This window comes from Curtobacterium poinsettiae (assembly GCF_025677645.1).
Classification (GTDB): domain Bacteria; phylum Actinomycetota; class Actinomycetes; order Actinomycetales; family Microbacteriaceae; genus Curtobacterium; species Curtobacterium poinsettiae_A.
In genome coordinates, this window is sequence record NZ_CP106879.1 from 744048 (window position 1) to 767974 (window position 23927).

Genomic DNA, 23927 nt, shown 5'->3' on the forward strand with positions numbered 1-23927 from the left:
CGCGGGGGCCGGGCTCAGGCCACCCCGTCACCGAGGCCGAGCAGCAGCTTCCTGAGGAGCCCGGCCAACTGCTGCTCCTCGTCGCTGCTCAGCGCATCGAGGAGCTGCCGTTCGTTCTCGACGTGCCGGGCCAGTGCCGCGTCCACCACCGTCCGCCCGTGATCGGTCAACGTGACCAGCACGCTCCGCCGGTTGGTGGGGTCGGTCTCCCGCGTGACGTAGCCCTTCGCGACGAGCCGGTTCAAGCGGTTCGTGACGGCCCCGGAGGTCACCATCGTGGCGGCGAGCATCTGTCCGACGGCCAGCCGATGTGGTGATCCCGAACGTCGGAGGGTCGCGAGGAGGTCGAACTCACCCGGCAGCAGGTCGTGCTCAGCGAGGACGGCACCGACCTTCCGGTCGAGGATCGCTTCGGCGCGCCCGATGCGCCCGATGACGGCCATCGCGCGGACGTCGAGGTCTGGTCGTTCCCGGCCCCACTGCGCCAGGACTCGATCGACGGCATCCTCCATCGGACCACTCCTTCACGCTGAACTGTTTGACGCGAGCATACCGGGGCCATAATGTCTCAACATTGAGAAGTTCAGCATGAAGGAAACGAGGCTCCGGTGACCGATCGCTCGCTGTCCACGTCGGCGACGGCCGGCCTCACGCTCAGCGCGGCAGTGGCGCCGATCGTGTGGGGGTCGACCTACGTGGTCACCACCGAGCTCCTGCCCGCCGATCACCCGATGACGGCGAGTGTCCTCCGTGCGCTCCCCGCCGGCCTGCTGCTGCTCGCGCTCCGGCCGGGAGTCCCACCGCGGAGCTGGCGCCTCCGGACGTTCGTGCTCGGGATGCTCAACATCGGGTGCTTCTTCCCGCTGCTGTTCGTCGCGGCCGACCGGTTGCCGGGTGGCTTGGCGGCCATCGTCGGTGCGCTCCAGCCGCTCGTCGTCGTGGCCCTGACCTCGGCGCTGCGGTGGGGTCGGCCCGCGATCACCCACGTGGTGTGGGGAGTCGTGGCCCTGGTGGGCGTCGCGCTCGTCTCCCTCAGCGGAGGCGCGGTGTTCAACGTGCTCGGGCTCGGGGCGGCGGCACTCGGGACGGTGTCCATGGCACTGGGGCTCCTGCTCACTCGTCGGTGGGGCACCCCGGAGGGCACACACCCCCTGACCTCGACCGCATGGCAACTCATCGTCGGGGGCGTGGTGATCGCCCCGCTCATCCCGATCGTCGACAGCGGGCCGTGGCAGCCGACCGCCGCCGGGTACGCGGGGTACGCCTGGCTCACGCTCGTCGGTGGGGCGTTGGCCTACAGCGTCTGGTTCCGAGGCGCACGGGCTCTGCCGTCGGCCCGGATCGCGTTGTTGGGCGTCCTCAGTCCGTTGACCGCTGCGGTGCTCGGGTGGGTCGTCCTCGGCCAGGCGCTGTCGCCGCTGCAGATCGTCGGCTTCGTCGTCGCGCTCCTCGGTTCCCTGGGCGGGCAGCTCGGACGAGCGGGGTCTCGGGAGATTTCTCCCGAGTCGCTCAGCCGTAGATCGAGTCCGGGATCTCCGGGCAGGCGGTGACGAGCTCGTAGTACTGGGACTGCGGCAGATCGACCGACCGGTACGGCGACCACGCCCCGTCGCTGTCGACGAACTCCTGCTCGCTCGGGCCGCGCTCCACCGAGATGCCGTGGTCCTGCAGGCACTCCGTGAGCTCGCCCGTGGAGTAGCGGTAGAGCCACTCCAACTGGGACTCGTTGAAAGCCGTCTGGTGCTTCGCGGCCATGGGGTACTCGGCCCCGCACGTGTACTCAGCGACCGCGAACGCCTCGGACTGTTCCGCCGGGACTTGTCCGGAGGCGAGGCTCGCGTCGGGCATCGCCTTCGCCTGCGGGAACCCCTCGGCGGTCATGCACCGTTCCTGCGTCGGGGCCCAGTCGGCGTGCGAGACCGTCCGGACGCGGTCGACCGCCGGCCGCTCGAGCCCCGGATGGCGTGACTCGACCAGCTGCCATGCCTGGTCGGCACTCGCGTCGAGGATGGTCTCCGCTCGCGCTGCGCTCAGCGCATCGGGCTCCGGCCCGGAGGCAGCCCCAGGCGCGGCACATGCGGACAGCACGGTGACCACTGCGATGCAGACCACGCCCGCCGCTGCGGTGAGGAGCTGATGGTTTCGTCCCCGCAAGGTTCCCCCAAAGAATTGCGATCGGTTCGCTCACGTTAGGCGACTCCATGAGGATGCGCCGCACGGTGTTGATCCTGCGGAACAAGATTCCGGCAATCTTCATCATCTGGAAATCGATTTGTTACGTCGCGCTCGTCGTGCAGCGAGAACGGCGGTGCAACGCGCGCGTCCCTAGCGCGCAGATTTCACCTGGGTCAAGAGAAACGCGGAAGCAGCCTGTCACTGTCAGGGAGTGGATGCTTTGGCTGAGCAACTGCTGTCATTGCCTCACTGCGGGACGAGGAAGTGCCACACGGTCAGTCAACCGGCTTCTTCATCCCGCAGTTTTCCTGTTCAGAGTGGGGGTTCGGCAGGAGCGCCCTTGCCTGGCATCAAATGACTCAGGGGGGTCAGCATGGAAAACACCATCGCCGAGAAACTGAACTTCGACAGCGAACTCGCGACGGTCGCGCTCATCCGGGATGCCGTCGATTTTCCGATCACCGAACGTACAGTGATCGTGAACCTGGCGCAGACCGATGCATTCACCGGTACGACGCAGCTCGCTCCTCTTCCTCCGCTGAGTTCGACGATCCTCGTCAAAGGGGTCGTCACCGGCGAGCTCATCCTCGCCGTCGCGGCGGCATCCGAGGATGAACAGGAGCGGCGTGCGCGCGCCATCGGCTGGCACGACTTCTACGGTGAGGGCGGGCCGGTTCTGCTGAAGTCGCCGCAAGCCGTGATCGGAACGGTGCTCATCGACCGGCGCACGGTGCTCCACCAGCCGACACTTCCGTCGCGGCCCGAACGGTTCACGGTAAAGGCGAACCTGTGGTTCAGCCCGGCCGGCACGGACTGCGGCATCCACAACGTCCATCCGTTCATCGAAGTGCACACACAGATCAGCGGACTCGGGCGAATGCAGAAGTTCGACGAGAAGACCCATCGATCCCTGTACGAGGACCAGATGCTGAGTCCGGGCACCACGAACCCGATCCCGTTCTGTGCCGACGTCGAGGGCACCTTCACCTACCCGTGGCACCAGTACCGAGCCGACTCGGACTGTCTCTGGCTCGCACTCGAGTTCCACGCGGCCTGATCCAGCACCGCCCACCACCACCGACGCCGACCGCTTCGTCACCGGTTCGTCCGGCGTCCCCGAAACCAGGCAGGAGCTCCACCATGAAGACCATCGGCATCGTCTTCGGCACTCGCCCCGAAGCCGTCAAGTACGCACCGCTCATCCACGCACTCCGAGGCGACGAGCGTTTCCGCACCGTGCTCATCTCCACCGGTCAGCACCGGGAGATGCTCACCAGCACGCTCGACGAGTTCGGCATCACGCCGGACGTCGACCTCGCGGTCATGAAGGACGGGCAGAGCCTGTCCGAGGTCACGCACCGGATCCTCGAAGGTCTGTGCTCGGGGAACCACCTCGACGGCCTCGACGCAGTGCTCGTGCACGGAGACACCGCGACGACCCTCGCCGGCGCGCTCGCCGGACTGCACGCGCAGGTCCCCGTCATCCACGTCGAAGCGGGTCTCCGCTCCGGGAACAACTCGTCACCGTTCCCAGAGGAGGCGAACCGCAAGCTCGTCGGTCAGATCGCCGCGCTCCACCTCGCGCCGACACCGGGGAACCACGCGAACCTCATCCGAGAAGGAATCCGAGAGAGCGCGATCACGGTCACGGGCAACACCATCGTCGACGCTCTCGCCTGGGGGATGCAGAACCTCCGCTCCTACGGCGACCCCCGTCTCGAGGACCTCGACACGGATCCCCGACGCGTCATCCTCGCGACCACGCACCGCCGAGAGAGCCACGGACAGCCGATGCTCGAGATCGCTGAGGCCCTCGCGGACATCGCGACCCGCGACGACGTCCGCATCGTCGTGCCGTTGCACCTGAACCCGAAGGTCCGCTCGGTGCTGGTCCCGGTCCTGTCGGGCATCGACAACGTGGACCTCGTCGACCCGCTGCCGTACCTGTCGTTCTGCCGACTGCTCCGTCGGAGTGACGTCATCCTGTCGGACAGCTCGGGGGCTGAAGAAGAAGGCCCCGCCCTGGGGAAGCCGACGCTCGTGCTCCGTGAGGTCACGGAACGCAGCGAGTCGATCCTCACCGGCTCGTCCCGCCTCGTCAGCCGGCATCGTGGCCAGATCGTCGCTGAGGCGCAGCGCCTCCTGAACGACCCGGAGGCCTACGCGGAGATGTCGAACGCGATCAACCCGTACGGTGACGGACGCGCGACCGACCGGACCATCGCGGCCATCGCAAACTACTTCGGCATGGGGCCGGCCGTCATGCCCTTCGTCCCCGGCGCCGACGTGGTGCCCTCGCTCGCATGACCACGCCTTCGACGGCGAGGGTGCCCGCCGGTCTCGTCGCGCTCGCGATCGGTGGGTTCGGCATCGGCCTGACTGAGTTCGTCATCCTCGGATTGCTCCCCGAGGTCGCGACGGACTTCGCCGTGTCCATCCCCCAGGCGGGGTACCTCGTGTCCGGCTACGCCGTCAGCGTCGCATTCGGCGGTGTCTTCGTCACGGCGGTCACGGCGTCGATGCGACCGAAGACGGTGCTGTGCACCCTGATGGTGCTCTTCATCGTCGGCAACCTCGTCTCCGCCGTGGCGAGCGGGTTCGGAGTGATGCTCGTGGGCCGGATCATCGCGGCCCTGTGCCACGGCGCGTTCTTCGGGATCGGTTCGGTGCTCGCCGCCTCGCTCGTCCCGGCGGACCGACGGGCGCGAGCGATCTCGATCATGTTCCTCGGACTCACGATCGCCAACGTGCTCGGGGTTCCGCTCGGCACGTTCCTGGGACAGTCGTACGGCTGGCGGTCGACGTTCTGGACCATCACGGCGATCGGCATCATCGCGCTCCTCGGCCTGCTGGCGTTCATCCCGACACGGGCCGCGGAACAGCGACCGGCAGGACAGTTCCGCCGAGAGCTCTCGGCGTTCCGCAACGGGCAAGTGTGGCTGTCGATCCTCGTGACGGTCTTCGGCTTCGGTGCGATGTTCGGCACGTTCACCTACGTCGCACCGATCCTCACCGACGTCGCTGGTTTCCCTGACGCAGCGGTTCCGTGGATGCTCGTGCTGTTCGGTGGCGGACTGTTCGTCGGCAACATCGTCGGCGGACGCGCCGCGGACGTGCAGCTCGACCGGACGCTCCTCGTGCTGCTCGGCGCACTGATAGTCGTCCTCGTCGGCTTCGCGATCGTCGCGGGCACACCGTGGGCAGCAGGCCTCGCACTCTTCCTGCTCGGTGCCGTCGGCTTCGCGTCCGTACCGGGGATGCAGATGCGCGTCCTCGAGTTCGCCTCTGCGGCCCCGACCCTGGCATCGGGCGTCAACATCTCCGCCTTCAACGCGGGGAACGCCATCGGCGCCTGGTTGGGCGGTCTCACGATCACCGCTGGTCTGGGCTACCGGTCGCCGATCATCGTCGGCGCTGCGCTCGCCACCACGGCGCTCATCCTCATGATCGCGGCAGCGAGCGCGCATCGGCGCCGCTCCGCATCGTCTCCCACAGCGGCTCCACGCCCCGTCACCATCCCCTCCTGAACCGGAAGGCACACTCATGACACTCGAAGCACTCCGCCCCGCGTCGCCGGCCCTGGCGCTCACCCCGCCGTCGTTCGACTCGGAGACCGTCACCGACTTCCTCCGGGACGGCTACTGGCTCGAAGCAGCCGACGTCGACGGCGACGGCAACCTCGACCTCATCGGCTACGGCCTGACCGTCGGGGAGATCTACTGGTACAAGTCCCCAACGTGGGAGAAGCACCTCATCGTCGACCGGATCAAGGAACCGGTCGGTGCCGACACGGGCGACATCACCGGCAACGGGCTGCCCGACCTGGTCGTCTGCTACCAGCTGTACGGTCCGGGCGGAACCATCCACCACGCCGACGGCGGCGGCGGCAAGATCGACTGGCTGGAGAACCCCGGTGACCCGGCCACGGCCACCGAGAACTGGAAGCGACACTACGTCGGCCGGGCGACCGGCATGCATCGCCTCCGTGTCGGGCACTTCTCCCGGACCGACCGCGTCCAGATCATCGGGTTCCCGATCGTCGCGGTCGAGGACGTGCACGCGGTCCTCCCGGTGATGTTGTTCACCCAACCCGACGACCCCACTGCGGAATGGGACGCCGAAGTGATCAGCCGCACCGATTTCCGGATGATCCACGGCGTCGCCAGCAAACCCGGTCTCATCCCCGGTTCCGCTCTGGACACCATCCTGATGGCGTCCGACGAAGGCGTCACTTGGCTCTACTACGACGATGTGACCGGACGGTTCGCCTGGGAACACATCGGCGACGGTGAGTCGAGCCAGTTCGAGCAGACGACGTTCAAGGGCTCCGGCGACGTCGACGGGGGCCGGATCGGGGACGACCCCCTGGCATACGTCGCCGCGATCGAACCGTTCCACGGCAACACCGTCGCGGTGTACACGCGGACCACCGCCGACGCCACGGCGTCGACGTGGCAGCGGCACCTCCTCGACATCTACGGCGACCCGAACGAGAACGGTGAGGGCCCCGGTCACACGGTGATGTGTCGTGACTTCGACGGTGACGGCGACGACGAGTTCCTGATCGGCCTCCGCGGGCCGGATCCCTGGCAGGGCGCCTTCTACTACAAGGCAGTCGACTTGGAGAAGGGGCTGTTCGTGAAGTGGAAGGTGTCCAGCGAATCCATCGCCCGCATCGTCGCGGGTGACTTCGAAGGCCGCGGGATCGACGACTTCGCCACCATCTCGTACTCGGTGCCGCACTACTTCGTCGCGCCGAAGGCCGAGATCACCCTCCACCGCAACCGCACGCCCCAGGAAGGCTGAACCATGCAGGCGAAGACCAGCACCGAAGTACCTCCCCCGAAGAACAGGGTCGGCCGACGGGGGTTCCTGGTCGGCTCTGCCGGCACAGCCGCGGCCGGGGCGATGATGGCGCTCGAGAACGGCAACCCGCTCGGAGCGATGGCGTCCGAGACGAACCACGATGCGCGCACGGTGGCAGGAGCCACGATCACGGCGAGTGATTCCCGGTACCTGGACATGATGACGGGCAACAACGTCCGATTCGTCGCTCGGCCCGACTACATCCGGCTCATCGGTTCGGCGAAGGACGCGGAGAGTGCGGTCCGATCGGCAGTCCGCACCGGCAAGAAGCTCTCCGTCCGCAGCGGCGGCCACTGCTTCGCCGACTTCGTGTGCAACCCGGAGGTCGAGGTCATCCTTGACCTCTCCACGATGACGGACGTGTACTACGACCCCGCGATGCGCGCGTTCGCCGTCGAGCCCGGTGCACGGCTGCTGAACGTGTACGAGAAGCTCTTCAAGGGGTGGGGTGTCACGATCCCGGGAGGCATCTGTTACAGCGTCGGCGCTGGCGGCCACATCGCCGGTGGTGGGTACGGCCTGCTCACCCGTGCACACGGCCTGGTGGTCGATCACCTCCACGCGGTCGAGGTCGTGACCGTCGACGAGCACGGCACGGTCTCGACGCATGTGGCCACTCGTGAGTCCAAGGGGGCGCTCGGCGACCTCTGGTGGGCGCACACCGGCGGTGGTGGGGGGAACTTCGGCATCGTCACGAAGTACTGGTTCCGATCCCCCGGCGCGACGGGGACGAACCCGTCGGACCTGCTCGTGAAGGCACCGTCCCGCGTGCTCGTGAGTGCGCTGTCGTTCCCCTGGGACCAGGTGGACGAGACCGCCTTCCGACGGCTCATGACCAACTGGAACACCTGGCACGAACGGTACAAGGACCCCGGCACGCCGGAATCGAACCTGTCGAGCCTGTTCAACCTGAACCACCGGGCACACGGCAGCCTGGGGATGTTCACCCAGATCGACGCGGATGCGCCGGACGCCGCTGGTGTGCTGCATCGGTTCATCGCTGCCATCACCGCCGGCGTCGATGTCAGCTCGGAGCCGATGACCGCTCCCAGCGGTGAGCTCCCTGCGCTCCCGGACTTCTACGAGACCAAGCAGATCTCATGGATGCAGGCAACTCGGACGGTCGGCACGAACAATCCCACCATCACGAACCCGACCAGTCGTGGCGCGCACAAGAGCGCCTACTTCAAGAAGGGGTTCACGGACCGACAGCTCGGCGTCATGTGGAAACAGATGACGCGGACCGACTTCACCAACCCGGACACGATGATGGTCGTGTTCTCCTTCGGGGGCCAAGTGAACGCCGTCGCCGAGGACGCCACCGCGAACGCGCAACGCGACACGATCTTCAAGATCTGCCTGCAGACCTTCTGGCAGGACGAGAAAGACGACGCCTTCTACCTCGGCTGGGAACGGGAGACCTTCGAGGGGCTCTTCCCGGAGACCGGTGGTGCGCCGGTTCCCGGCGATCAGATGGACGGTTGCTACATCAACTACCCCGACGTCGACATGGCGGATCCGAAGCGCAACCGGTCGGGTGTGCCGTGGTCGACCTTGTACTACAAGGGCAACTACCCGCGGCTGCAGCGCGCGAAGCGACGATGGGACCCCGCCAATCACTTCACGCACAAGCTCGGTGTCGAGCTCCCGCCGAGGAAGGACGGGAACCGATGACCATCGACGCCCCCACCACGAAGCGGCCACCGAAGCTGCCGTCGCTCACCGGTCTGCGCTTCTTCGCTGCGCTGCTGGTCTTCGGGTTCCACATCACGCTGTCCGCGTCTCCGATACCGCCGAACGATCCGATCAACCTCTTCGCGGACGAGCGGGTCGCGGACACCGCCGAGAGGATCTTCGTCACCACGGGCTACATCGGCGTCTCGTTCTTCTTCGTCCTCAGCGGGTTCCTGCTCGCGTGGGCCGCGAAGCCCGGTGAACGGATGACGTCCTTCTGGCGGCGCCGACTCGTGAAGATCTTCCCGAACCACCTGGTGATGTGGGTGCTCGCCATGGTGTTGTTCGCCGCTTCGATCACGCCCGCACACGCAGTCGTCCTGAACTTCTTCCTGCTCAACTCGTACTCGCCCGACGGCGCCGTGAACGTCGCCGTGAACCCACCGTCCTGGACACTCTGCAGCGAGTTGTTGTTCTACATGCTCTTCCCGCTCATCATCATCGGGCTGCGGAAGATCCCGGGGAACCGGTTGTGGTTCTGGGCGGCGATGATGGTCGTCGGGATGATCCTGGTGCAGATCATCAACCTGACCGTCGTGCCGGACAGCCCGAGATCCGCGCTCACCCCCGTGTCCTCGTTCCAGTTCTGGTTCGGCTACATCTTCCCGCCGGCACGCCTGTTCGAGTTCATCCTCGGATCGCTCCTCGCCCGTATCGTCATGGAGCACCGCTGGCCCGCGGTGCGCATGTGGCAGGCACTGCTCGCGTGCGCCGCTGGCTACGCGCTCGCCAACGTGGTGCCCTTCGTGTGGACGTTCAACGTGGCGACGATCGTCCCCATCGCGATGCTCATCGCGACGGCGGCCAGCGGTGACGCGGCCGGTAGGTCGACCTTCCTGCGGTCTCGGCCGATGCAGTGGCTCGGTGACACGTCGTTCGGGTTCTACCTGTGTCAGGGCGTCGTCATCTTCTGGGTCCGCCAGATGATGCAGAACGAGACCTTCTCGACGCCGGTGGCGCTGTTGCTCATCGCGGCGTTCTTCGGTCTGACGATCCTCGGCGGCTGGGCGCTCTACGCGCTCGTCGAGAAACCCATGATGGATCGGTTCGCACGGCCCCGTCGGAAGTTGCTCCCGGCGCCCGAGCCGGCAGTGGCGACGCCGACGGTGTGAACAGCGAGAAGGCCCGACCCCAGCGGGGTCGGGCCTTCTCGCTGCGCGCTCAGCGCACAGCCGGAGCAGCGTTCGTGACCCGTTCCTCCACTCCGCGTCCGAGCAGCTCGAGCGCACCGGCTGCAGCTGATCCGGCGTCCGGCGTGTACATCAGGACGCGGTGGCCGGAGTCGTCCGGCGGTGTGAGCACTTCGAAGTTGAGGTCGAAGTCGCCGACCTCCGGATGGCGGAACGACTTCAGGCCGGACACGCAGTTCTCCACGGGGTGCTTCGCCCACAGCGTGCCGAACTCCGGGCTCTTCACGGTCAATTCGCCGACGAGCGCGGTCAGCTGCGTGTCTTCGGGGCTCTTCCCGCCGAGGACCCGGAGGGACGACACCGCCCGGACAGCTTCTTCCTGCCACCGCGTGTACAGCTCGCGGGTGTGGGCATCGAGGAAGAGCATGCGCGTCATGTTCGGCCGCTCGCCCATCCGCTCGGGGCTCTCGAAGTCGAGGTGCCCGGCGACCAGGCGGTGCCCGAGGCCGTTCCAGCCGAGTACTTCACTGCGTTTGCCGATGATGACCGCCGGCGTCGATGCCAGCGACGTGATCAGCCGGACGGTGCCCGCCCGGGCGTGGTCCGGCTTCGCGGCAGATCGCCGTTTCGGCGTCGAGTGCTCGGGACGCGCAAGGTTGAAGAGGTGTGCACGCTCGTCGGCATTCAGGTTGAGTGCACGGGCGATCGAAGCGATCACCGCCTCGGACGCGTTCGTGCTCAGACCCTGCTCGAGCCTCGAGTAGTAGGTCGGGCTGACACCGGCGAGCATGGCGAGCTCCTCGCGGCGGAGTCCCGGAACCCGGCGCACACCGTAGCCCTGCAGCCCGACGTCTTCGGGCTGCAGGGCGGCGCGACGGACGCGAAGGAAGTTCCCCAGTTCGTTCGGACCGTTCATCTGCTCATTCTGCTGCCGGATAGACCGATCTGTCCTGTCACTGTCAGTGACAGGCACGGCGGGGTGTGGCTGGTGGACCGGGTGGTGGCGATGGTTGGAACACGTCAGAACCCTGGCGAACCTGATCCACCGGGCACGAAGAGAGGCCACCGTGACCACTGAACACGCAACGGACGTCACGTCAACCACGTCGACGACGGGCGACGGCAGGGCGATGACGACGAAGCAGCGGGTCGCACTGACCGTGCTCCTCACCGCGAGCTTCACACTCGCCGTCGATTTCTCGATCCTCAACGTCGCACTGCCGACCATCGGGGCCGACGTGGGGTTCGCGATCGAGAACCTGCAGTGGATCGCGACGGCGTTCGCACTGTGCGCCGCCGGCTTCACCCTCCTGATGGGTCGAGTGGCCGACATCGCAGGTCGTCGCCGCATGTTCCTGATCGGGATGGTGCTGCTCGGCGCGGGCTCGTTGGCGGGCGGACTCGCGACGACTCCGGAACTCCTGCTCGTCGCCCGAGTCGCACAGGGCTTCGCCACCGCGATCGTCGTTCCCGCTGCCCTCGCGCTCCTGCTCAGCGCCTTCCCCGAAGGCGCCGCCCGGGACAAGGCGCTCGGGTTGAACGGCTCGCTGATGGCCGCCGGGTTCACCACCGGCGCGATCCTCGGCGGGCTGCTCACCGACCTGCTGTCCTGGCGATGGGCGTTCCTGATCAACGTCCCGGTCGCGGTCGCGGTGCTCGTCGTGGCACCGATGGTGCTGCAGGACAGTCGAGCCGCCCAGCGGACGCGCCTCGACGTCCCGGGCGCCATCACGGTCACGCTCGGCCTGCTCGCCCTGGTGTTCGGGCTGACCACCGCTGCTGAGACGTCCTGGATCGACCCGGTCGTGATCGTGTCGTTCGCCGCCGCAGTGGTGCTGCTCATCGCCTTCGCGTTCATCGAACGGCGTGCGTCGTTCCCCTTGGTGCCGCTCGGTGTCCTCCGGCGCTCCAGCGTGTCCTGGGGCAACATCGCCGGGATGCTCGCGTTCGTCACCGAGACCTCGTTGGTCTTCCTGCTGACGCTGTACCTGCAGAAGGTGCTCGGGTACACGCCACTGGCAGCGGGGCTGTCCTTCGCCGTGCTCGGCATCGGGACGGTCCTCGGTGGTCTCGTCGGTCCGCGGGTCATCGGCCGCTTCGGGAACAAGGCGGCCATCGTCGGGGGCTTCGTCGTCCAGGGGATCGCGACGCTCACGCTCGTGCTGATCTCCGACGACGCATCGTCGATCTGGCTGGTCCTCGCGGCCACGTTCGTCGGAGGAGTCGCGAACCTCGTCGTCATCGTCGGGTTCATGGTCACCGCGACGTCCGGGCTCCCGGAAGGCGAGCAGGGCATGGCGACGGGGCTCACGACCATGAGTCAGCAGGTCGGCATCACGATGGGCACCCCGATCATGAGCGCCGTCTTCACGGCGGTGGCCCTCGCGAGCACCGCGCCGCAGGCCGAGGCCGTGCTGACCGGCGTCACGACTGCGATCTGGGTGAACGGCGGGATCTGCATCGCCGCCGCCATCGCCGTCGCGCTCTTCCTCCGGGGGCGTGTCAAGACCGCCTGATGGGATCAGGCAGGCGGACGGCCTCGCGTACACCCCCTGTGCGCGAGGCCGCTGCACGCGGTCGGGCGCAGCGGTGACGACTCAGAACTGCCGGTTCGCCACATCCGCCCGGTACGACACGGTCAGCAGCTCCCGCAGCCGCTCCGCGGGCAACGGCGCTCCCGGATCCGCCAGGTAGTCCGCCGCGAACCCCTCGGCACTCGCCGCGTAGATCCCCGTGTACGCCCCGGACTCCGGCTCGAAGCGCCACGACTCGGCCAGGGTCCCGGCGTCCACGGTGTCGAACCCGAGCAGCTGCACGTGCTCGGCGACCACAGCCTTGGCCTGCTCGTCGTCGCCCGCGATCGGCAGTGCCGTGCGAGGCGTGGAGCCGGCGAGGTTCGGGATGTGGTGCGCGACGATGTTGTTGAACGCCTTGACCATCCGCGTGCCGGGCAGGAGCGTCTGCTCGTACTCCGCCGTGGTCGTCGCGAGGCTGTCGAGCTGCTCGATCCGGCCGTCGCGCCCGGGGTAGTAGTTGCCCGTCGACAGCACGGTCCGCCCGGCGAAGGCGTCGAGGTCGGGGGCGAGTGCCGGGTAGGCGGTGAGCGGGATCGCGAGGACGGGCACGTCGCCGAACTCGACGGCCTGACGCACGGTGCCGGCTGTGGCGCGCGGGCCGAGCTCGGCGACGAGGTCCTGCAACGACTCGGGGCCGCGCGAGTTCGCGATGAGGACGTCGAGGTCGGCGGCGACGGCCAGGCGTGCGATCGCGGTGCCGATGGCGCCGCTGCCGATGATGCCGATGCGGTTCATGTGGTGCCCTTCCAGAGAGGTGGATGTCAAGGGAGGATCGGGGCTTCCCAGCCGCGCCGCGACAGGGCGGAGAGCGCGGCGTACGACGAGTCGTCGGCCAGCGCGGCACCCCGGACCCAGCTGGTCGCCAACGCGGCGAGGAACAGGTCCCGCGCGCGGACGTCGGCGCGCGCACGGCCGGAACGCTGGGCGGCGCGGAGGAACTCGTCCGTGGTGGTGATGAACCCCTGGCACGTCAGGGCGAGCGGCGACGAGTCGGACGAGGCGGCGGCGCGGAGTGGTTCGGGCAGCCCGTCGAACGTGCCGGCCCACTCGGTGACCGCGTCGAGCCAGCCGTGCAGGGCGTCGCCGGTGTCCGCGGAGCCAACGCGCAGCGCTTCGCGACGGGCCACCAGGTGTTCGTCGCGCGCGGCGAGGAGCTCGGCGAGCAGGGCCTCACGTGTGGGGAAGTGCCGGTACAGGGTGCCGGCGCCGACGCCGGCCTGCTTGGCGATCGCGTCGAGCGAGCCGGTCACGCCGTGCTCGGCGAACGCGCGCTCGGCGACCCGCAGAATGTGGTCCCGGTTCCGCAGCGCGTCGGCGCGCGCGGGACGCGGGGAGTGCAGTGAACGCGGCGCGCGCCCGGCGGGAGCGGTCTGCTCGGGCATGGCGGGCCTCCAGGCTGTGGCGTCGAGAAACGGAGAAGCTCTCCGGGATCACCCGGGTACAGGAGACGCGCTCCGGTTCGACGCTCCAGCGCGACGCCCAGGCGTCAGGACTCCTCGGCAGCCTCCGCCGCGTCCGCCAGGTCGTCCCGCGAGTTCGCGTGGATCGGCTCGCTGTGCCCGAAGGTCTTGGCAGCCGCCCGCAGCCGCGCGACGAAGTCCCCGTCGTCGAGCTCCAGCTCGTCCTCGTCCGCGTCCTCGATGACGATCTCGCTCGCGGGTCCGATCAGGATCTTCGTGGTGGTCATCGTCCCGTCGTCGGCGACGGCCGGCACCTCCACGGTGTCGGCCCGGTCACCCCCGGCGAGGGCCGCGGCGTACTCGATCACGGCGTCGGCGACGTCGTCACCGACCAGGATCGTGGTGGCGTCGTAGTGGATGTGCTTCATCGCGGACTCCTTCCCGGACCCATACAAACGCGCGGCGCGGGAACCGGCTTCAGGATGACCGCTGTGCGCGGTGGTCCGGTTCCGGGGACTCCAGGGCGTTCCACACGTCGCCCCAGATCAGCTCGAAGTCGACGGGCCGGATGCGGTCGGCTCGGAGCGCCTGCTCCAGGATCGACAGCGCGTCCAGGGAGCCGGTGAGCAGGCGTTCGTCGCCGTGGACCTCGCGGCGGCCGTCGCCCAGGAACGTCGTCACGGTGACGGACCGCACCCGTGGTCGCAGCGCGCGGGTGGCGCGGGCGAGGACCGCGAAGCCGCCGCCGTAGACGAGCAGCGCGGTGGTCGTGCCGACGGCGGGGGCCGAGACGGCGAGTACCAGTGCGGCGAGGGCGACGACCGCCCCGACGGCCGGCCAGACGTGCCAGGCACGCAGCAGCAGGCGCTCGCCGGCGTTCGCGCCGGGCGGGAACACGACGAGGGTCCGCGAGCTCCACAGGGTCCGCCCGACGGGCCGGACCGTGTACCGGCCCCACAGGTGGGTGCCGTCGAGCAGCCGGGTGCGGACCGGCAGCGCCGTGGTCATCGATCGACCGGGGCGGGTTCCGCGCGCACCGGCGTGCGGTCGGCGCGGACCGGCGCGAGTTCCGCCCGGACCGGCTCGACGACGTCGCGGTGCCGGACGGTCGCCAGGCACGGGAAGCAGACCAGGTCGCCTTCGCGGACGTCGGCGGGCAACGGAGCCGGGAGGCGGTGGAACGGACCGTCGGCCTGACCGTCACAGCGGGTGACGACGTACATCGGGGAGAGGGGAGCGGTGCTCCGGCGTCCGATCAGGCGCACCTGGTCGAGCACGGCGCAGGTCGGCAGGACCGCGTCGAGTTCCAGGAGCACCACCCCGGTGCGCGGTCGCCGCACACGGGTGACCGCCGCGACGGCGACGCTCACGTCGCGAGGTGCCCAGCCGCGCGGGCGGTACCGGGGCGGGGACTGCTCGGCGGTGTGCACGGTCGGGGTGCCGGTGAGGTCGGCGAGCCGGACCATCGAGATCGCCGAGACCAGCAGGTCGTCGGTGGTCGCGACGGTGTGTGCCGGCCAGAGGAACGGGTCCATCGGATCGGGGAGCGACGCGCGGAGCGTCGGCATGATCGCAGTCAGTGTCACGACCACACGCTCTCGCGGGCTCGAACAGCGCGGAAGGCCTCCTGACGGAACCCCTACGGCCGGCGCCGGAGTCCTGACGGAGCGCTCACCGGCGGGTGGCCGAGCGCAGGGCTGCGGTCCACCCGAGCGAGATCACGCCGGCGCCGATCAGGGTCTTCACCACACCACCGAGGACGAACGGGTACAGCCCGTACTGCAGGGTCTGCTGCAGGTCGAGGCCGAGTGCCACCGCGAGCCAGGCCATCCCGGTGACGAAGGTGACGACGGTGCCGAGGGCGAAGGACAGCAGCGCGTTCCGCAGCGGGCGGTCGCCGAAGCGTTCGGCGACCCAGCCGACCAGGGCCGCGGCAGCGACGAAGCCGACGATGTACCCGCCGGAGGGGCCGACGAGCACGCCGACCCCGGCCGAACCGTCCGCGAAGACCGGCAGCCCGACGACACCGAGCAGCGCGTAGACGAGCATCGACAGGGCACCGCGACGGGCACCGAGGGCACTGCCGACGAGCAGCACGGCCAGGGTCTGCCCGGTGATCGGGACGGGCCAGATCGGCACGGACACCTGCGCGGCACCGGCGGTCAGCAGCGCGCCGCCGAGGACCAGGGCGGTGCTGACGACGGCGGTGCGGGGGAGCAGCGCGTCGGCGAGCGGACGGTGTGCGGCGGGGGTGATCGTGGTCATGGTGACTCCTTGCAGAGGGGAGAGGGAGGGTCAGACCGCGACGGCGGCCAGCAGGGACTCGGCGTCGCGCCGGGCCTCGGCCACGGCGGCGGTGTCGAGGCCGCACGCGCGCAGGCAGGTCGCGACGAGGGCGTCCCGGTCGGCGTCCTGCACGGGGCCGGAACGGCGGAGCTGGATGACGGTCTCGGTGATCTGGATGAGCACCGCACCGAGACGCGACGGCGCGACACCGGCGGCGACGTCCGGGGTGGCAGCGCGCGAGCCGAGGCGCCCGTAGGCCTCCTGCAGTTCGACCCGCTCCGCCCGGAACCCGTCGTAGCGCTCGCCCTGCACCTCGGGCAGCAGGTACAGCGTGCCGATGTTGTGCGGCGTGCGGGCGAGGGTGTCCACGTCGGCGACGACCAGCGCGGCGAGGGCACCGGCTGCCGAGGCCGACTCCGGCACGAGCTGCTCGAGCCCGCGCACCAGCTCGAGGCTCGGGCGCACCGAGGTCGTGAGCAGCTCGACGAGCATGTCGTCCTTGCCGGCGAAGTGGTAGTACAGCGAGGCCTGCCGGATCCCGACCCGTTCGGCGATCGCCCGGGTCGAGGTCGCGCTGATGCCGTTCTCGACGAACAGCGCGGCGGCGGCGTCGAGGATCTGGTCGCGCGGGCTCAGCGCGGAGTCGGCGTTCGGCACGACCCGCGGTCGGCCGGGGCGCACGGGCCGGTCGTCGGGGGACATGCCCCCATCCTGACAGCCGGTGTCCGTCACGACTGCTCCCGGTACGCGCGCCAACCGCCGTGGTGGGTGATGTCCTCGGCCCCCTGGACCGCGAACGGCTCGACCAGGAACCCGGTGACCTCGGTGCCGTCGTCGAGCGACACGGTGCCGATCGCCATCGGTGCCGGCAGAGCCGCGACGAAGGTGCCGAAGCCGGCGGCGGGCAGGCGCCAGACCTCCCCGACGATGCCCGAGCCCGAACCCGAGCCCGAACCCGAGTCCGACCCCGAACCCGGCGCAGCAGCGCCGGACGCGACCGGACCCACGCGGATCAACCCGGGCTTGGGCGGCACCGTGTCGAGGGCGTACAGCCGGTAGTCGGACGCGGTGCGGGCCTCCCGGACGAACGATCCGCCGGACGCGACCAGCTGCCCGTTCAGCGGCTGACCGCGCAGGTGCGCCCCGACGACCAGCAGGTCGACGGTCGGGGCGGCGAACGCCGCCGCCAACGCCGCCAGGCGCCGGTCACTGAACGCCGGGCCGGTGAGCATGACGCCGAACGGCAGGCCGTCGACGAAGCCTGCCGGCACGGCGAGCGACGCCATGTCGAGCAGGTTCGCGAAGTTCGTGTACCGACCCATCCGGCTGTTCGCGCCGATCGGGTCGGCCGCGACCTGTTCGAGCGTCGGGTGCCACGTCGTCGTCGGCGTGAGCAGTGCCGTGGTGCCCTCGAGTGCTGCGCGACCCGCTGCCCCGAACGCGTCGAGCCGTTCCTGGTCGGCGAAGAGCTCCGCGGCGGTCGGTCGTGCGCCACCGAGCACGATCGCGGCGACCGACGGGTCGAGGTCGGCACCGACCTCGTCGTGGTGGGCCTCGATGTGGGCGCCCACTGCTGCGTACCGCTCCGCGACGAACGCGCCGTCGTAGAGCAGCGACGCGGCGTCGAGCAGGGGTGCGATGTCGACCTCGACCACCTGGTGTCCGAGCGCACGGAACCGGTCGACGGCAGCGGCGAACGCCTCGGCCCAGCCGGGCGCGAGCCCCTCGAGCTGCGACGGCAGCGGCACCGCGATGCGCGGGACGGCGGGCAGGTCGGCGAGGGCGAGGTCGGGCCGCGCGAGCGGGTCGACGCCGTCCGGACCGGCCATCAGCTCCGCCGCCGTGCGCGCCAGGTCGAGCGACCGGGCGAACACCGTGACGCAGTCCTGCGAGCGACAGGCGGGGACGACCCCGGTGTTCGGCACGAGCCCCTTCGTCGGCTTCACCCCGACCAGGTTGCCGAGCGCGGCGGGCACCCGGCCGGACCCGGCGGTGTCGGTGCCGAGTGCGAAGTCGACGATGCCCAGGGCGACCGCCGTGGCGGAACCGCTCGACGAGCCGCCGGAGATCCGCGTCGGGTCCCAGGCGTTCCGGACCGCCCCGAAGGGCGAGCGGGTGCCGACCAGGCCGGTGGCGAACTGGTCGAGGTTCGTCTTGCCGACGACGACGGCGCCGGCGGCGCGGAGCCGGGCGACGGCGGTGGCGTCGGTGGCGGGGTCGTGGGCGTAGGAGCGGGCGGCTGCGGTGGTGGGCAGGCCGGCGACGTCGATGTTGTCCTTCACGGCGAACAGCAGGCCGGCCAGGGGCAGCGTCGGGTCGACGGCTTCGGCCTCGGCCAGCACGTCGGCACGGTCGCGCAGGGTGATCCAGACCTCCGGGCGGTCGACGGCGTCGATGCGGGCGAAGGCGTCGCGGACGCGGGTCGCGGCGGACGTCGTGGCGGCCGCGGTGGCGGCGGCGGCGCTCGCCACGGTGCTCGCCACGCCGCTCACGCTCCCGTTCACGCCGCCGCTCCGATCGCGGCGAGGACCTGGCCCGGCGCGACCTGGTCGCCCGGCTTGATGTACACCTCGAGCACGTGGCCCGGCACCGGTGCGTGCACCATCGACTCCATCTTCATCGCCTCCACGGCCAGCAGCTTCTGTCCTTCGTCCACCCGGTCGCCCGGTCGGACGTCCACCTGCCACACGGTCGAGGTGAAGGGGGCGTACACGGCGATCGACCCCTCCGGCACGGTCACGGCGTCGGCCACCACGGCGGCCGGTTCGTCACGGACGTCGAACTCGCCCGATGCCCGCCACCGCTCCTTCTCCTCGCCGAACGCCTGCGCCTGCTGCGCCCGGAAGTCCGCGATGGACCCGGCGTTGTCGGCGAGGAACCGGTTGTACGACGCGATCGAGAACTCGCCCTCGACGGTCTCGAACGAGCCCCGTCCGGCGTCCGTCTCGGCGCGCAGCTCGAGCAGCTCGTCGGCACCGACCGGGTACCACTCGATCCGGTCGAAGAACCGCAGCGCCCACGGGTGCTCCTGGAACAGCCCGCCGCGGCGGAACCGGTTCCAGATCTGCACGGTGCGGCCGACGAACTGGTAGCCGCCCGGACCCTCCATCCCGTAGATGCACAGGTACGCGCCGCCGATGCCGACGGAGTTCTCGGCGGTCCAGGTGCGGGCCGGGTTGTACTTCGTCGTGACCAGCCGGTGCCGGGGGTCGAGTGGGGTCGCGACCGGGGCGCCGAGGTACACGTCGCCGAGGCCGAGCACCAGGTAGCTCGCGTCGAACACGGTGCGGAAGACGTCGTCGACGCTCTCGAGCCCGTTGATGCGACGGATGAACTCGATGTTCCACGGCGTCCACGGGGCGTCGTTCCGCACGCCGTTCATGTACCGCTCGATCGCCAGCCGGGTGGCCGGGTCGTCCCACGACAGCGGCAGCTTGACGGTGCGCGACGGCACGACGAGCTGGTCGGTCGGCGGGATCTCGTCCTCGAGCTCGCGGAGCAGCCCTGCCACGTCGCGCGCCTTGAGCACGGACGCGTCGGTGTGGACCTGCAGGGAGCGGATGCCCGGCGTGATGTCGAGGATCCCCTTCGGCGTGTGCTCCTGCAGCTTCGTCATGAGCGCGTGCACGCGCATCCGCAGGGCGATGTCGAGGGTCATGTCGCCGTACTCGACGAGCACGTTGTCGTCGCCGTCGCGTCGGTACGCGACGCTCGGCCGCACGTCGGTCGCGTCCAGGCGGGCGATCACGCCGTCATCGCCGTCGCCTCCGGTGCTGCCGTCACTCCCGGTGCGTGGCACCGTCCTGGAGGCCCGGTGTACGTCGAGCGCGGCGGCGTCGGCTTCGCGGACGGGGACGAACCGGACCGTGTCACCCGGTCGGAGCTGGCCCAGCTTCCACAGGTCGCCGCTGGCGACCACGGCGGGGCAGACGAACCCGCCGAGCGACGGCCCGTCCGGTCCGAGGATGATCGGGGTGTCCCCGGTGAAGTCGATCGCACCGACCGCGTACGGGGTGTCGTGGATGTTCGACGGGTGCAGACCGGCCTCGCCGCCGTCGGTCCGCGCCCACTCCGGCCGCGGCCCGATGAGCCGGATGCCGGTGCGCGCCGAGTTGTGGTGCACGGCGTAGTCGGTGGCGTAGAAGACGTCGAGGTCGGCGCGGGTGAAGAAGTCCGGCGCCGCGTGCGGCCCCTCGGTGACGGCGATCTCCCACGCGTCGGTCAGCGCGGTGCGGCGGTCGGCCGGGGTCGGACCGCCCACCAGGCCCAGGCGGGTACCGGACGGGAACGCCGGGTGCGGGGCGTCCGAGTCCGGGGAGCCGGGGCGCAGGACGTCGCCGGCGAGCAGGGCCCGGCCGGCGTGGCCGCCGAAGCCACCGAGTGTGAACGTCGCGGTCGAGCCGAGGTAGGTCGGCACGTCGAAACCACCCCGGACCGCCAGGTAGGTGCGGAGGCCCGGACCGGGGGCCGTGCCGATCGCCAGGGTCTGGCCGGCGCCGACCTCGACCGGCTCCCACAGCGGCACGGGTTCGCCGTCGAGGGTGACCGGCACCGGCGCACCCGTGATCGCGACCACCGCGGCGGCCGAGAACCGGAGCGTCGGGCCCGTGGCGGTGACCTCGAGTGCGGGGGCGCCGTCCGGGTTGCCCACGGCGCGGTTCGCCTCCGCGAAGGACGCCGCGTCGAACGGGCCGCTCGGCGGGACGCCCACCTGCCAGTACCCGACCCGGCCGGGCAGGTCCTGGATCATCGTCATGGTGCCCGGCGCGACGACGTCGATGCGCGGGTCCGGATCCTCGGTCGCGTCGAGCGTCGAGGTGGAGTGCGTGGCGGTGCGGAGCTCGAGGTCGTCGGTCAGCGCACGGAGCAGCCCGGCGTTCGTGACGATGCCGTCGATGCGGGTGGCCGCGAGCCCGTCGCGCAGCAGGTCGAGGGCGTCGTCACGGGTCTCCCCGGTGGCGATCACCTTGGCGATCATCGGGTCGTAGAAGGCGGACACCTCGGAGCCCGTCTCGACCCAGCCGTCGACGCGGATGCCGGTGCGCTCGCCGGATGCCGTGGTCGCGCTCGGGAACACGGCCTGGGTGACGAGGCCGCTGGAGGGCAGCGAGCCCTTCGCCGGGTCCTCGGCGTAGACGCGGGCCTCGACGGCGTGGCCGTTCGGGGTCCAGGTGCGGTCGAACACGTCGGGGTCGATGCCGACCGCGCCGTCGCGGGCCAGGCGGAGCATGAGCTCGACGAGGTCGACGCCGAACACTTCCTCGGTGACCGGGTGCTCGACCTGCAGGCGGGTGTTCACCTCGAGGAACGACGCCTCTTCGCGCACCGGGTCGTAGACGAACTCGACGGTGCCGGCGCTGCGGTACCCGACGCTCTCGGCCAGGCGGCGGGCCGACGCGTGCAGCTCGGCGCGGACGTGCTCGGGGAGCGCCGGTGCCGGGGCTTCCTCGATGACCTTCTGGTTGCGGCGCTGCAGGGAGCAGTCGCGGTCGCCGATCACCGCGACGCGGCCCTCGCCGTCGCCGAAGAGCTGGACCTCGACGTGCCGTGCCGGCCGCACGAGCCGCTCGAGGAAGATGCCGGCTGACCCAAAGGCCGCGGTGGCCGTGCGGGTGACGCTCGTGTACGCCTCGCGGACCTCGTCGAGGGTGGAACACGCCTGCATGCCGATCCCGCCGCCACCCCCGGTGGCCTTGAGCATGACGGGCAGCCCGATGCGCTCGGCCTCGGCCACGGCGTCGTCGACGCTGGCGAGCAGCCCGGTGCCGGCGAGCATCGGGACCCCGGCGGCGGCGGCCAGCTCGCGGGCGGTGTGCTTCGCGCCGAACCGGACGATCTGGTCGGCGGTGGGCCCGACGAACCGGATGCCGGCGTCCTCGCAGGCCCGGGCGAAGTCGGTGTTCTCGGACAGGAACCCGTAGCCGGGGTGCACGAGTCCGGCGCCGGTGTCCTTCGCGGCCTGCACCACCGCGTCGATGCGCAGGTACGAGTCGCGCGCGGGTGCGGGACCGAGCCGGACGGCGACGTCGGCCTCGCGGACGTGGGGTGCCGCGCGGTCGGCGTCCGAGTAGACGGCGACGGTGCGCATGCCGAGCGCCTTCGCGGAGCGGATGATGCGACGGGCGATCTCACCGCGGTTCGCGACGAGGACGGTGTCGGTGCGGAGGGCAGGGGTCTGGTTCACGGTGGCGGTCCCGGTGGGGTCGGGCGCGGCGGTCACGGTTGGACCACGATCATGCGCAGCGGTGTGCAGGAGAAGTCGTTGCAGGGGTTGTTCATCTGCGGGCAGTTCGAGACGACGACGAGCACGTCCCGCTCGGCCCGGATCGCGACCCGCTTGCCGGGGGCGCTCATGCCGTCGACGATGCCGAGCGCGCCGTCGGCCTCGACCGGGACGTTCATGAACCAGTTGAGGTTCGAGACGATGTCGCGGGCACCGAGTCCGTGGCGGCCGGCCTCGGCGAGGAAGTTCTCGCGGCAGCCGTGCTGGTACTGGGTGTGGTGCCCGTACCGCAGGGTGTTCGACTCCTTCGAGCACGCGCCGCCGATGGTGTCCTGCCGGTCGATCTCGTTCGCGACGACGGTCATCAGCGGGTGGCCCTCGTTCGACATCAGGACGGTGCCGGTCCGGACGTACGCGTTGCCCTGTGCGGCGAGGGTGTCCGGCACGCTGTACCGCTCGTCGGGGTCGTGGGCGTCGTAGAGCAGGCAGTCGGCGCTCTGGTTGCCGCCGACGTCGACGATGGTGAGCACCTCGCCGGCGCGGACCACGGCGGACCACGGTGCGAGCGGGGCCACCCGGTCGTCGCGGACCACGGTGCCCGGCACCAGGGACTCGCTCCAGTCGAGGGCGACGTCCGGGTCGTGGACGGCTCCGACCGGGACGGTGGAGGTGGGGGAGTGGGTCGTCGTGTCGGTCATCACAGGCCTCGGGCTTCCGCGTGGTCGATCGAGTTCAGGTAGGCGCGCGTGAGCTCCGGCGTCGCGGTGAACCGCTCGTCGGCCGCGGTCGTCGGGGCCCCGCGCCAGGCGTGCACCCGCAGCGGTCCGACCAGGTAGTCCGGGCGCGGGTCGATCGGGTGCGCGACGTTGGCGACCAGCACGAGCAGCGGCAGCTCGGCGACGAGCGTGACGTGGGTGCCCGCGCCGGCCGAACCGGTGAAGGTCATCGCCCCGTCGGCGTCGATCCGCACGCCCTGGAAGAACGAGATGCTCGGCGGCAGGTCCCGCTTGGTGAGCCCGTGCTTCGCGGCGGCCTTCGCGAACAGCGACCGACCGCTCGGGGTGCGCCCCTCGGGTGCTGCGTCGCCGTACTTCCGCTCGTTCCAGGCGTCGGTCGAGGTGCCGCAGAACGCGTCGTGGTGCCCTGAGGTGTCCTCGAGGACGGTCGCGAGTGCCCTGCCGTCCCCGCTCAGCAGCGGCGAACCCTGGCCCAGGTACGCCTGCCACGGGATCTTCTGGGTGTCGGCGACGTTGAGCCGCTCCCATGGTTCGAGCGCGTTGAACACCAGGACGTTGGCGCAGGCTTCACCCGTCGGGTCGTCGAACCGCAGCCGTGACCCGCGGGCCAGCACCTTGTGCGTGTACCCGCCCGGCGCCACCGTCTCGGCCCAGACGAGCGCTGCGGGGTCGACGCCCTCGGGGGTGAACGGTGACGACGACGCCGGCAGGTACGGCATGTGGTCGGACTGCGAGCCGGCCTGGGCGCGTGCGTCGGATCGAGAGGCGAGCACGCTGTCGGTCTGGTGGAGGTCGCGCAT

General features: G+C 70.2%; 22 protein-coding genes. 8 read left to right on the plus strand and 14 right to left on the minus strand.

The window, feature by feature from the left end; all coding sequences use genetic code 11:
* Nucleotides 1-14: 14 nt before the first annotated feature.
* The gene (locus OE229_RS03705; protein ID WP_259578452.1) at nt 15-512 is read right to left on the minus strand and encodes a MarR family winged helix-turn-helix transcriptional regulator; all 498 of its coding nucleotides are present in this window, start codon (nt 510-512) and stop codon (nt 15-17) included.
* Between the two features lie 96 nt (nt 513-608).
* Between OE229_RS03705 and OE229_RS03710 the strand changes: the two genes are divergently transcribed.
* Nucleotides 609-1550, plus strand: a complete 942-nt coding sequence (locus OE229_RS03710) for a DMT family transporter (RefSeq protein WP_262139785.1) — start codon at nt 609-611, stop codon at nt 1548-1550.
* Here the strand turns inward: OE229_RS03710 and OE229_RS03715 are convergent.
* Complete coding sequence (locus OE229_RS03715) at nt 1510-2112, minus strand: hypothetical protein (protein ID WP_209132725.1); 603 nt, start codon at nt 2110-2112, stop codon at nt 1510-1512. The genes OE229_RS03710 and OE229_RS03715 overlap by 41 nt on opposite strands.
* Nucleotides 2113-2548: 436 nt before the next feature.
* Here OE229_RS03715 and OE229_RS03720 point away from each other — a divergent pair, with 436 nt between their 5' ends.
* The 6 genes from OE229_RS03720 to OE229_RS03745 all read left to right on the plus strand — a co-directional run bounded on the left by OE229_RS03720 (nt 2549) and on the right by OE229_RS03745 (nt 9887).
* A complete protein-coding gene (locus tag OE229_RS03720; protein WP_182064285.1) occupies nt 2549-3232 on the plus strand; it encodes a hypothetical protein in 684 nt (227 codons plus the stop codon).
* A gap of 83 nt (nt 3233-3315) precedes the next feature.
* On the plus strand, nt 3316-4482 hold the full coding sequence (wecB, locus tag OE229_RS03725) for a non-hydrolyzing UDP-N-acetylglucosamine 2-epimerase (protein ID WP_262139788.1): 1167 nt from the start codon (nt 3316-3318) through the stop codon (nt 4480-4482).
* Nucleotides 4483-4502: 20 nt separating this feature from the next.
* Complete coding sequence (locus OE229_RS03730) at nt 4503-5702, plus strand: MFS transporter (protein ID WP_017887642.1); 1200 nt, start codon at nt 4503-4505, stop codon at nt 5700-5702.
* 16 nt (nt 5703-5718) lie between these two features.
* Nucleotides 5719-6981, plus strand: a complete 1263-nt coding sequence (locus tag OE229_RS03735; protein WP_262139790.1) for an FG-GAP repeat domain-containing protein — start codon at nt 5719-5721, stop codon at nt 6979-6981.
* Nucleotides 6982-6984: 3 nt separating this feature from the next.
* Nucleotides 6985-8715: an FAD-dependent oxidoreductase gene (locus OE229_RS03740; protein WP_262139792.1), complete on the plus strand. Its 1731-nt coding sequence runs from the start codon at nt 6985-6987 to the stop codon at nt 8713-8715.
* On the plus strand, nt 8712-9887 hold the full coding sequence (locus OE229_RS03745) for an acyltransferase family protein (RefSeq protein ID WP_263345024.1): 1176 nt from the start codon (nt 8712-8714) through the stop codon (nt 9885-9887). The genes OE229_RS03740 and OE229_RS03745 overlap by 4 nt, the downstream gene beginning before the upstream one ends.
* Nucleotides 9888-9936: 49 nt before the next feature.
* Here the strand turns inward: OE229_RS03745 and OE229_RS03750 are convergent, their stop codons facing one another.
* Nucleotides 9937-10821, minus strand: coding sequence for a helix-turn-helix domain-containing protein (locus OE229_RS03750; RefSeq protein ID WP_262139795.1), 885 nt, complete (start codon nt 10819-10821; stop codon nt 9937-9939).
* A gap of 214 nt (nt 10822-11035) precedes the next feature.
* On the opposite strand from OE229_RS03750, the gene OE229_RS03755 reads away from it, so the two are divergent.
* Nucleotides 11036-12421, plus strand: a complete 1386-nt coding sequence (locus tag OE229_RS03755; protein WP_262140080.1) for an MFS transporter — start codon at nt 11036-11038, stop codon at nt 12419-12421.
* 81 nt (nt 12422-12502) lie between these two features.
* Here OE229_RS03755 and OE229_RS03760 read toward each other — a convergent pair whose 3' ends face one another.
* From OE229_RS03760 to OE229_RS03810, 11 genes are all read right to left on the minus strand, one after another.
* Complete coding sequence (locus tag OE229_RS03760; protein ID WP_262139797.1) at nt 12503-13216, minus strand: NADPH-dependent F420 reductase; 714 nt, start codon at nt 13214-13216, stop codon at nt 12503-12505.
* Between the two features lie 26 nt (nt 13217-13242).
* Nucleotides 13243-13863 (minus strand): TetR/AcrR family transcriptional regulator, encoded by a 621-nt coding sequence (locus OE229_RS03765; RefSeq protein WP_259578444.1) that lies wholly within the window; start codon nt 13861-13863, stop codon nt 13243-13245.
* Nucleotides 13864-13967: 104 nt separating this feature from the next.
* Nucleotides 13968-14309: a hypothetical protein gene (locus OE229_RS03770; protein WP_209132731.1), complete on the minus strand. Its 342-nt coding sequence runs from the start codon at nt 14307-14309 to the stop codon at nt 13968-13970.
* A 49-nt stretch (nt 14310-14358) separates the two neighbouring features.
* Nucleotides 14359-14889, minus strand: coding sequence for a DUF6611 family protein (locus tag OE229_RS03775; protein ID WP_262139799.1), 531 nt, complete (start codon nt 14887-14889; stop codon nt 14359-14361).
* Nucleotides 14886-15467, minus strand: coding sequence for a hypothetical protein (locus OE229_RS03780; protein ID WP_262139800.1), 582 nt, complete (start codon nt 15465-15467; stop codon nt 14886-14888). The genes OE229_RS03775 and OE229_RS03780 overlap by 4 nt, the downstream gene beginning before the upstream one ends.
* 85 nt (nt 15468-15552) lie before the next feature.
* Nucleotides 15553-16146 (minus strand): biotin transporter BioY, encoded by a 594-nt coding sequence (locus OE229_RS03785; protein WP_182064294.1) that lies wholly within the window; start codon nt 16144-16146, stop codon nt 15553-15555.
* Between the two features lie 30 nt (nt 16147-16176).
* Nucleotides 16177-16869, minus strand: a complete 693-nt coding sequence (locus OE229_RS03790) for a TetR/AcrR family transcriptional regulator (RefSeq protein WP_182064295.1) — start codon at nt 16867-16869, stop codon at nt 16177-16179.
* A 26-nt stretch (nt 16870-16895) separates the two neighbouring features.
* Nucleotides 16896-18650 (minus strand): allophanate hydrolase, encoded by a 1755-nt coding sequence (gene atzF, locus OE229_RS03795; RefSeq protein ID WP_262139802.1) that lies wholly within the window; start codon nt 18648-18650, stop codon nt 16896-16898.
* A gap of 17 nt (nt 18651-18667) precedes the next feature.
* Nucleotides 18668-22387, minus strand: coding sequence for an urea carboxylase (gene uca, locus OE229_RS03800; protein WP_262139804.1), 3720 nt, complete (start codon nt 22385-22387; stop codon nt 18668-18670).
* Entirely contained in the window at nt 22384-23088 is a 705-nt protein-coding gene (locus OE229_RS03805; RefSeq protein WP_182064296.1) for an urea amidolyase associated protein UAAP2, read from the minus strand. The genes uca and OE229_RS03805 overlap by 4 nt, the downstream gene beginning before the upstream one ends.
* A complete protein-coding gene (locus OE229_RS03810) occupies nt 23088-23927 on the minus strand; it encodes an urea amidolyase associated protein UAAP1 (RefSeq protein ID WP_262139805.1) in 840 nt (279 codons plus the stop codon). The genes OE229_RS03805 and OE229_RS03810 overlap by 1 nt, the downstream gene beginning before the upstream one ends.

Bases quoted from the DNA above. Each gene is read 5' to 3' on its own strand.
- OE229_RS03705 (WP_259578452.1), bottom strand. From the start codon at position 512: ATGGAGGATGCCGTCGATCGAGTCCTGGCGCAGTGGGGCCGGGAACGA.
- OE229_RS03720 (WP_182064285.1), top strand. From the start codon at position 2,549: ATGGAAAACACCATCGCCGAGAAACTGAACTTCGACAGCGAACTCGCG.
- wecB (WP_262139788.1), top strand. From the start codon at position 3,316: ATGAAGACCATCGGCATCGTCTTCGGCACTCGCCCCGAAGCCGTCAAG.
- OE229_RS03735 (WP_262139790.1), top strand. From the start codon at position 5,719: ATGACACTCGAAGCACTCCGCCCCGCGTCGCCGGCCCTGGCGCTCACC.
- OE229_RS03740 (WP_262139792.1), top strand. From the start codon at position 6,985: ATGCAGGCGAAGACCAGCACCGAAGTACCTCCCCCGAAGAACAGGGTC.
- OE229_RS03745 (WP_263345024.1), top strand. From the start codon at position 8,712: ATGACCATCGACGCCCCCACCACGAAGCGGCCACCGAAGCTGCCGTCG.
- OE229_RS03750 (WP_262139795.1), bottom strand. From the start codon at position 10,821: ATGAACGGTCCGAACGAACTGGGGAACTTCCTTCGCGTCCGTCGCGCC.
- OE229_RS03755 (WP_262140080.1), top strand. From the start codon at position 11,036: ATGACGACGAAGCAGCGGGTCGCACTGACCGTGCTCCTCACCGCGAGC.
- OE229_RS03760 (WP_262139797.1), bottom strand. From the start codon at position 13,216: ATGAACCGCATCGGCATCATCGGCAGCGGCGCCATCGGCACCGCGATC.
- OE229_RS03765 (WP_259578444.1), bottom strand. From the start codon at position 13,863: ATGCCCGAGCAGACCGCTCCCGCCGGGCGCGCGCCGCGTTCACTGCAC.
- OE229_RS03770 (WP_209132731.1), bottom strand. From the start codon at position 14,309: ATGAAGCACATCCACTACGACGCCACCACGATCCTGGTCGGTGACGAC.
- OE229_RS03775 (WP_262139799.1), bottom strand. From the start codon at position 14,889: ATGACCACGGCGCTGCCGGTCCGCACCCGGCTGCTCGACGGCACCCAC.
- OE229_RS03785 (WP_182064294.1), bottom strand. From the start codon at position 16,146: ATGACCACGATCACCCCCGCCGCACACCGTCCGCTCGCCGACGCGCTG.
- OE229_RS03790 (WP_182064295.1), bottom strand. From the start codon at position 16,869: ATGTCCCCCGACGACCGGCCCGTGCGCCCCGGCCGACCGCGGGTCGTG.
- OE229_RS03805 (WP_182064296.1), bottom strand. From the start codon at position 23,088: ATGACCGACACGACGACCCACTCCCCCACCTCCACCGTCCCGGTCGGA.
- OE229_RS03810 (WP_262139805.1), bottom strand. From the start codon at position 23,927: ATGCGCGACCTCCACCAGACCGACAGCGTGCTCGCCTCTCGATCCGAC.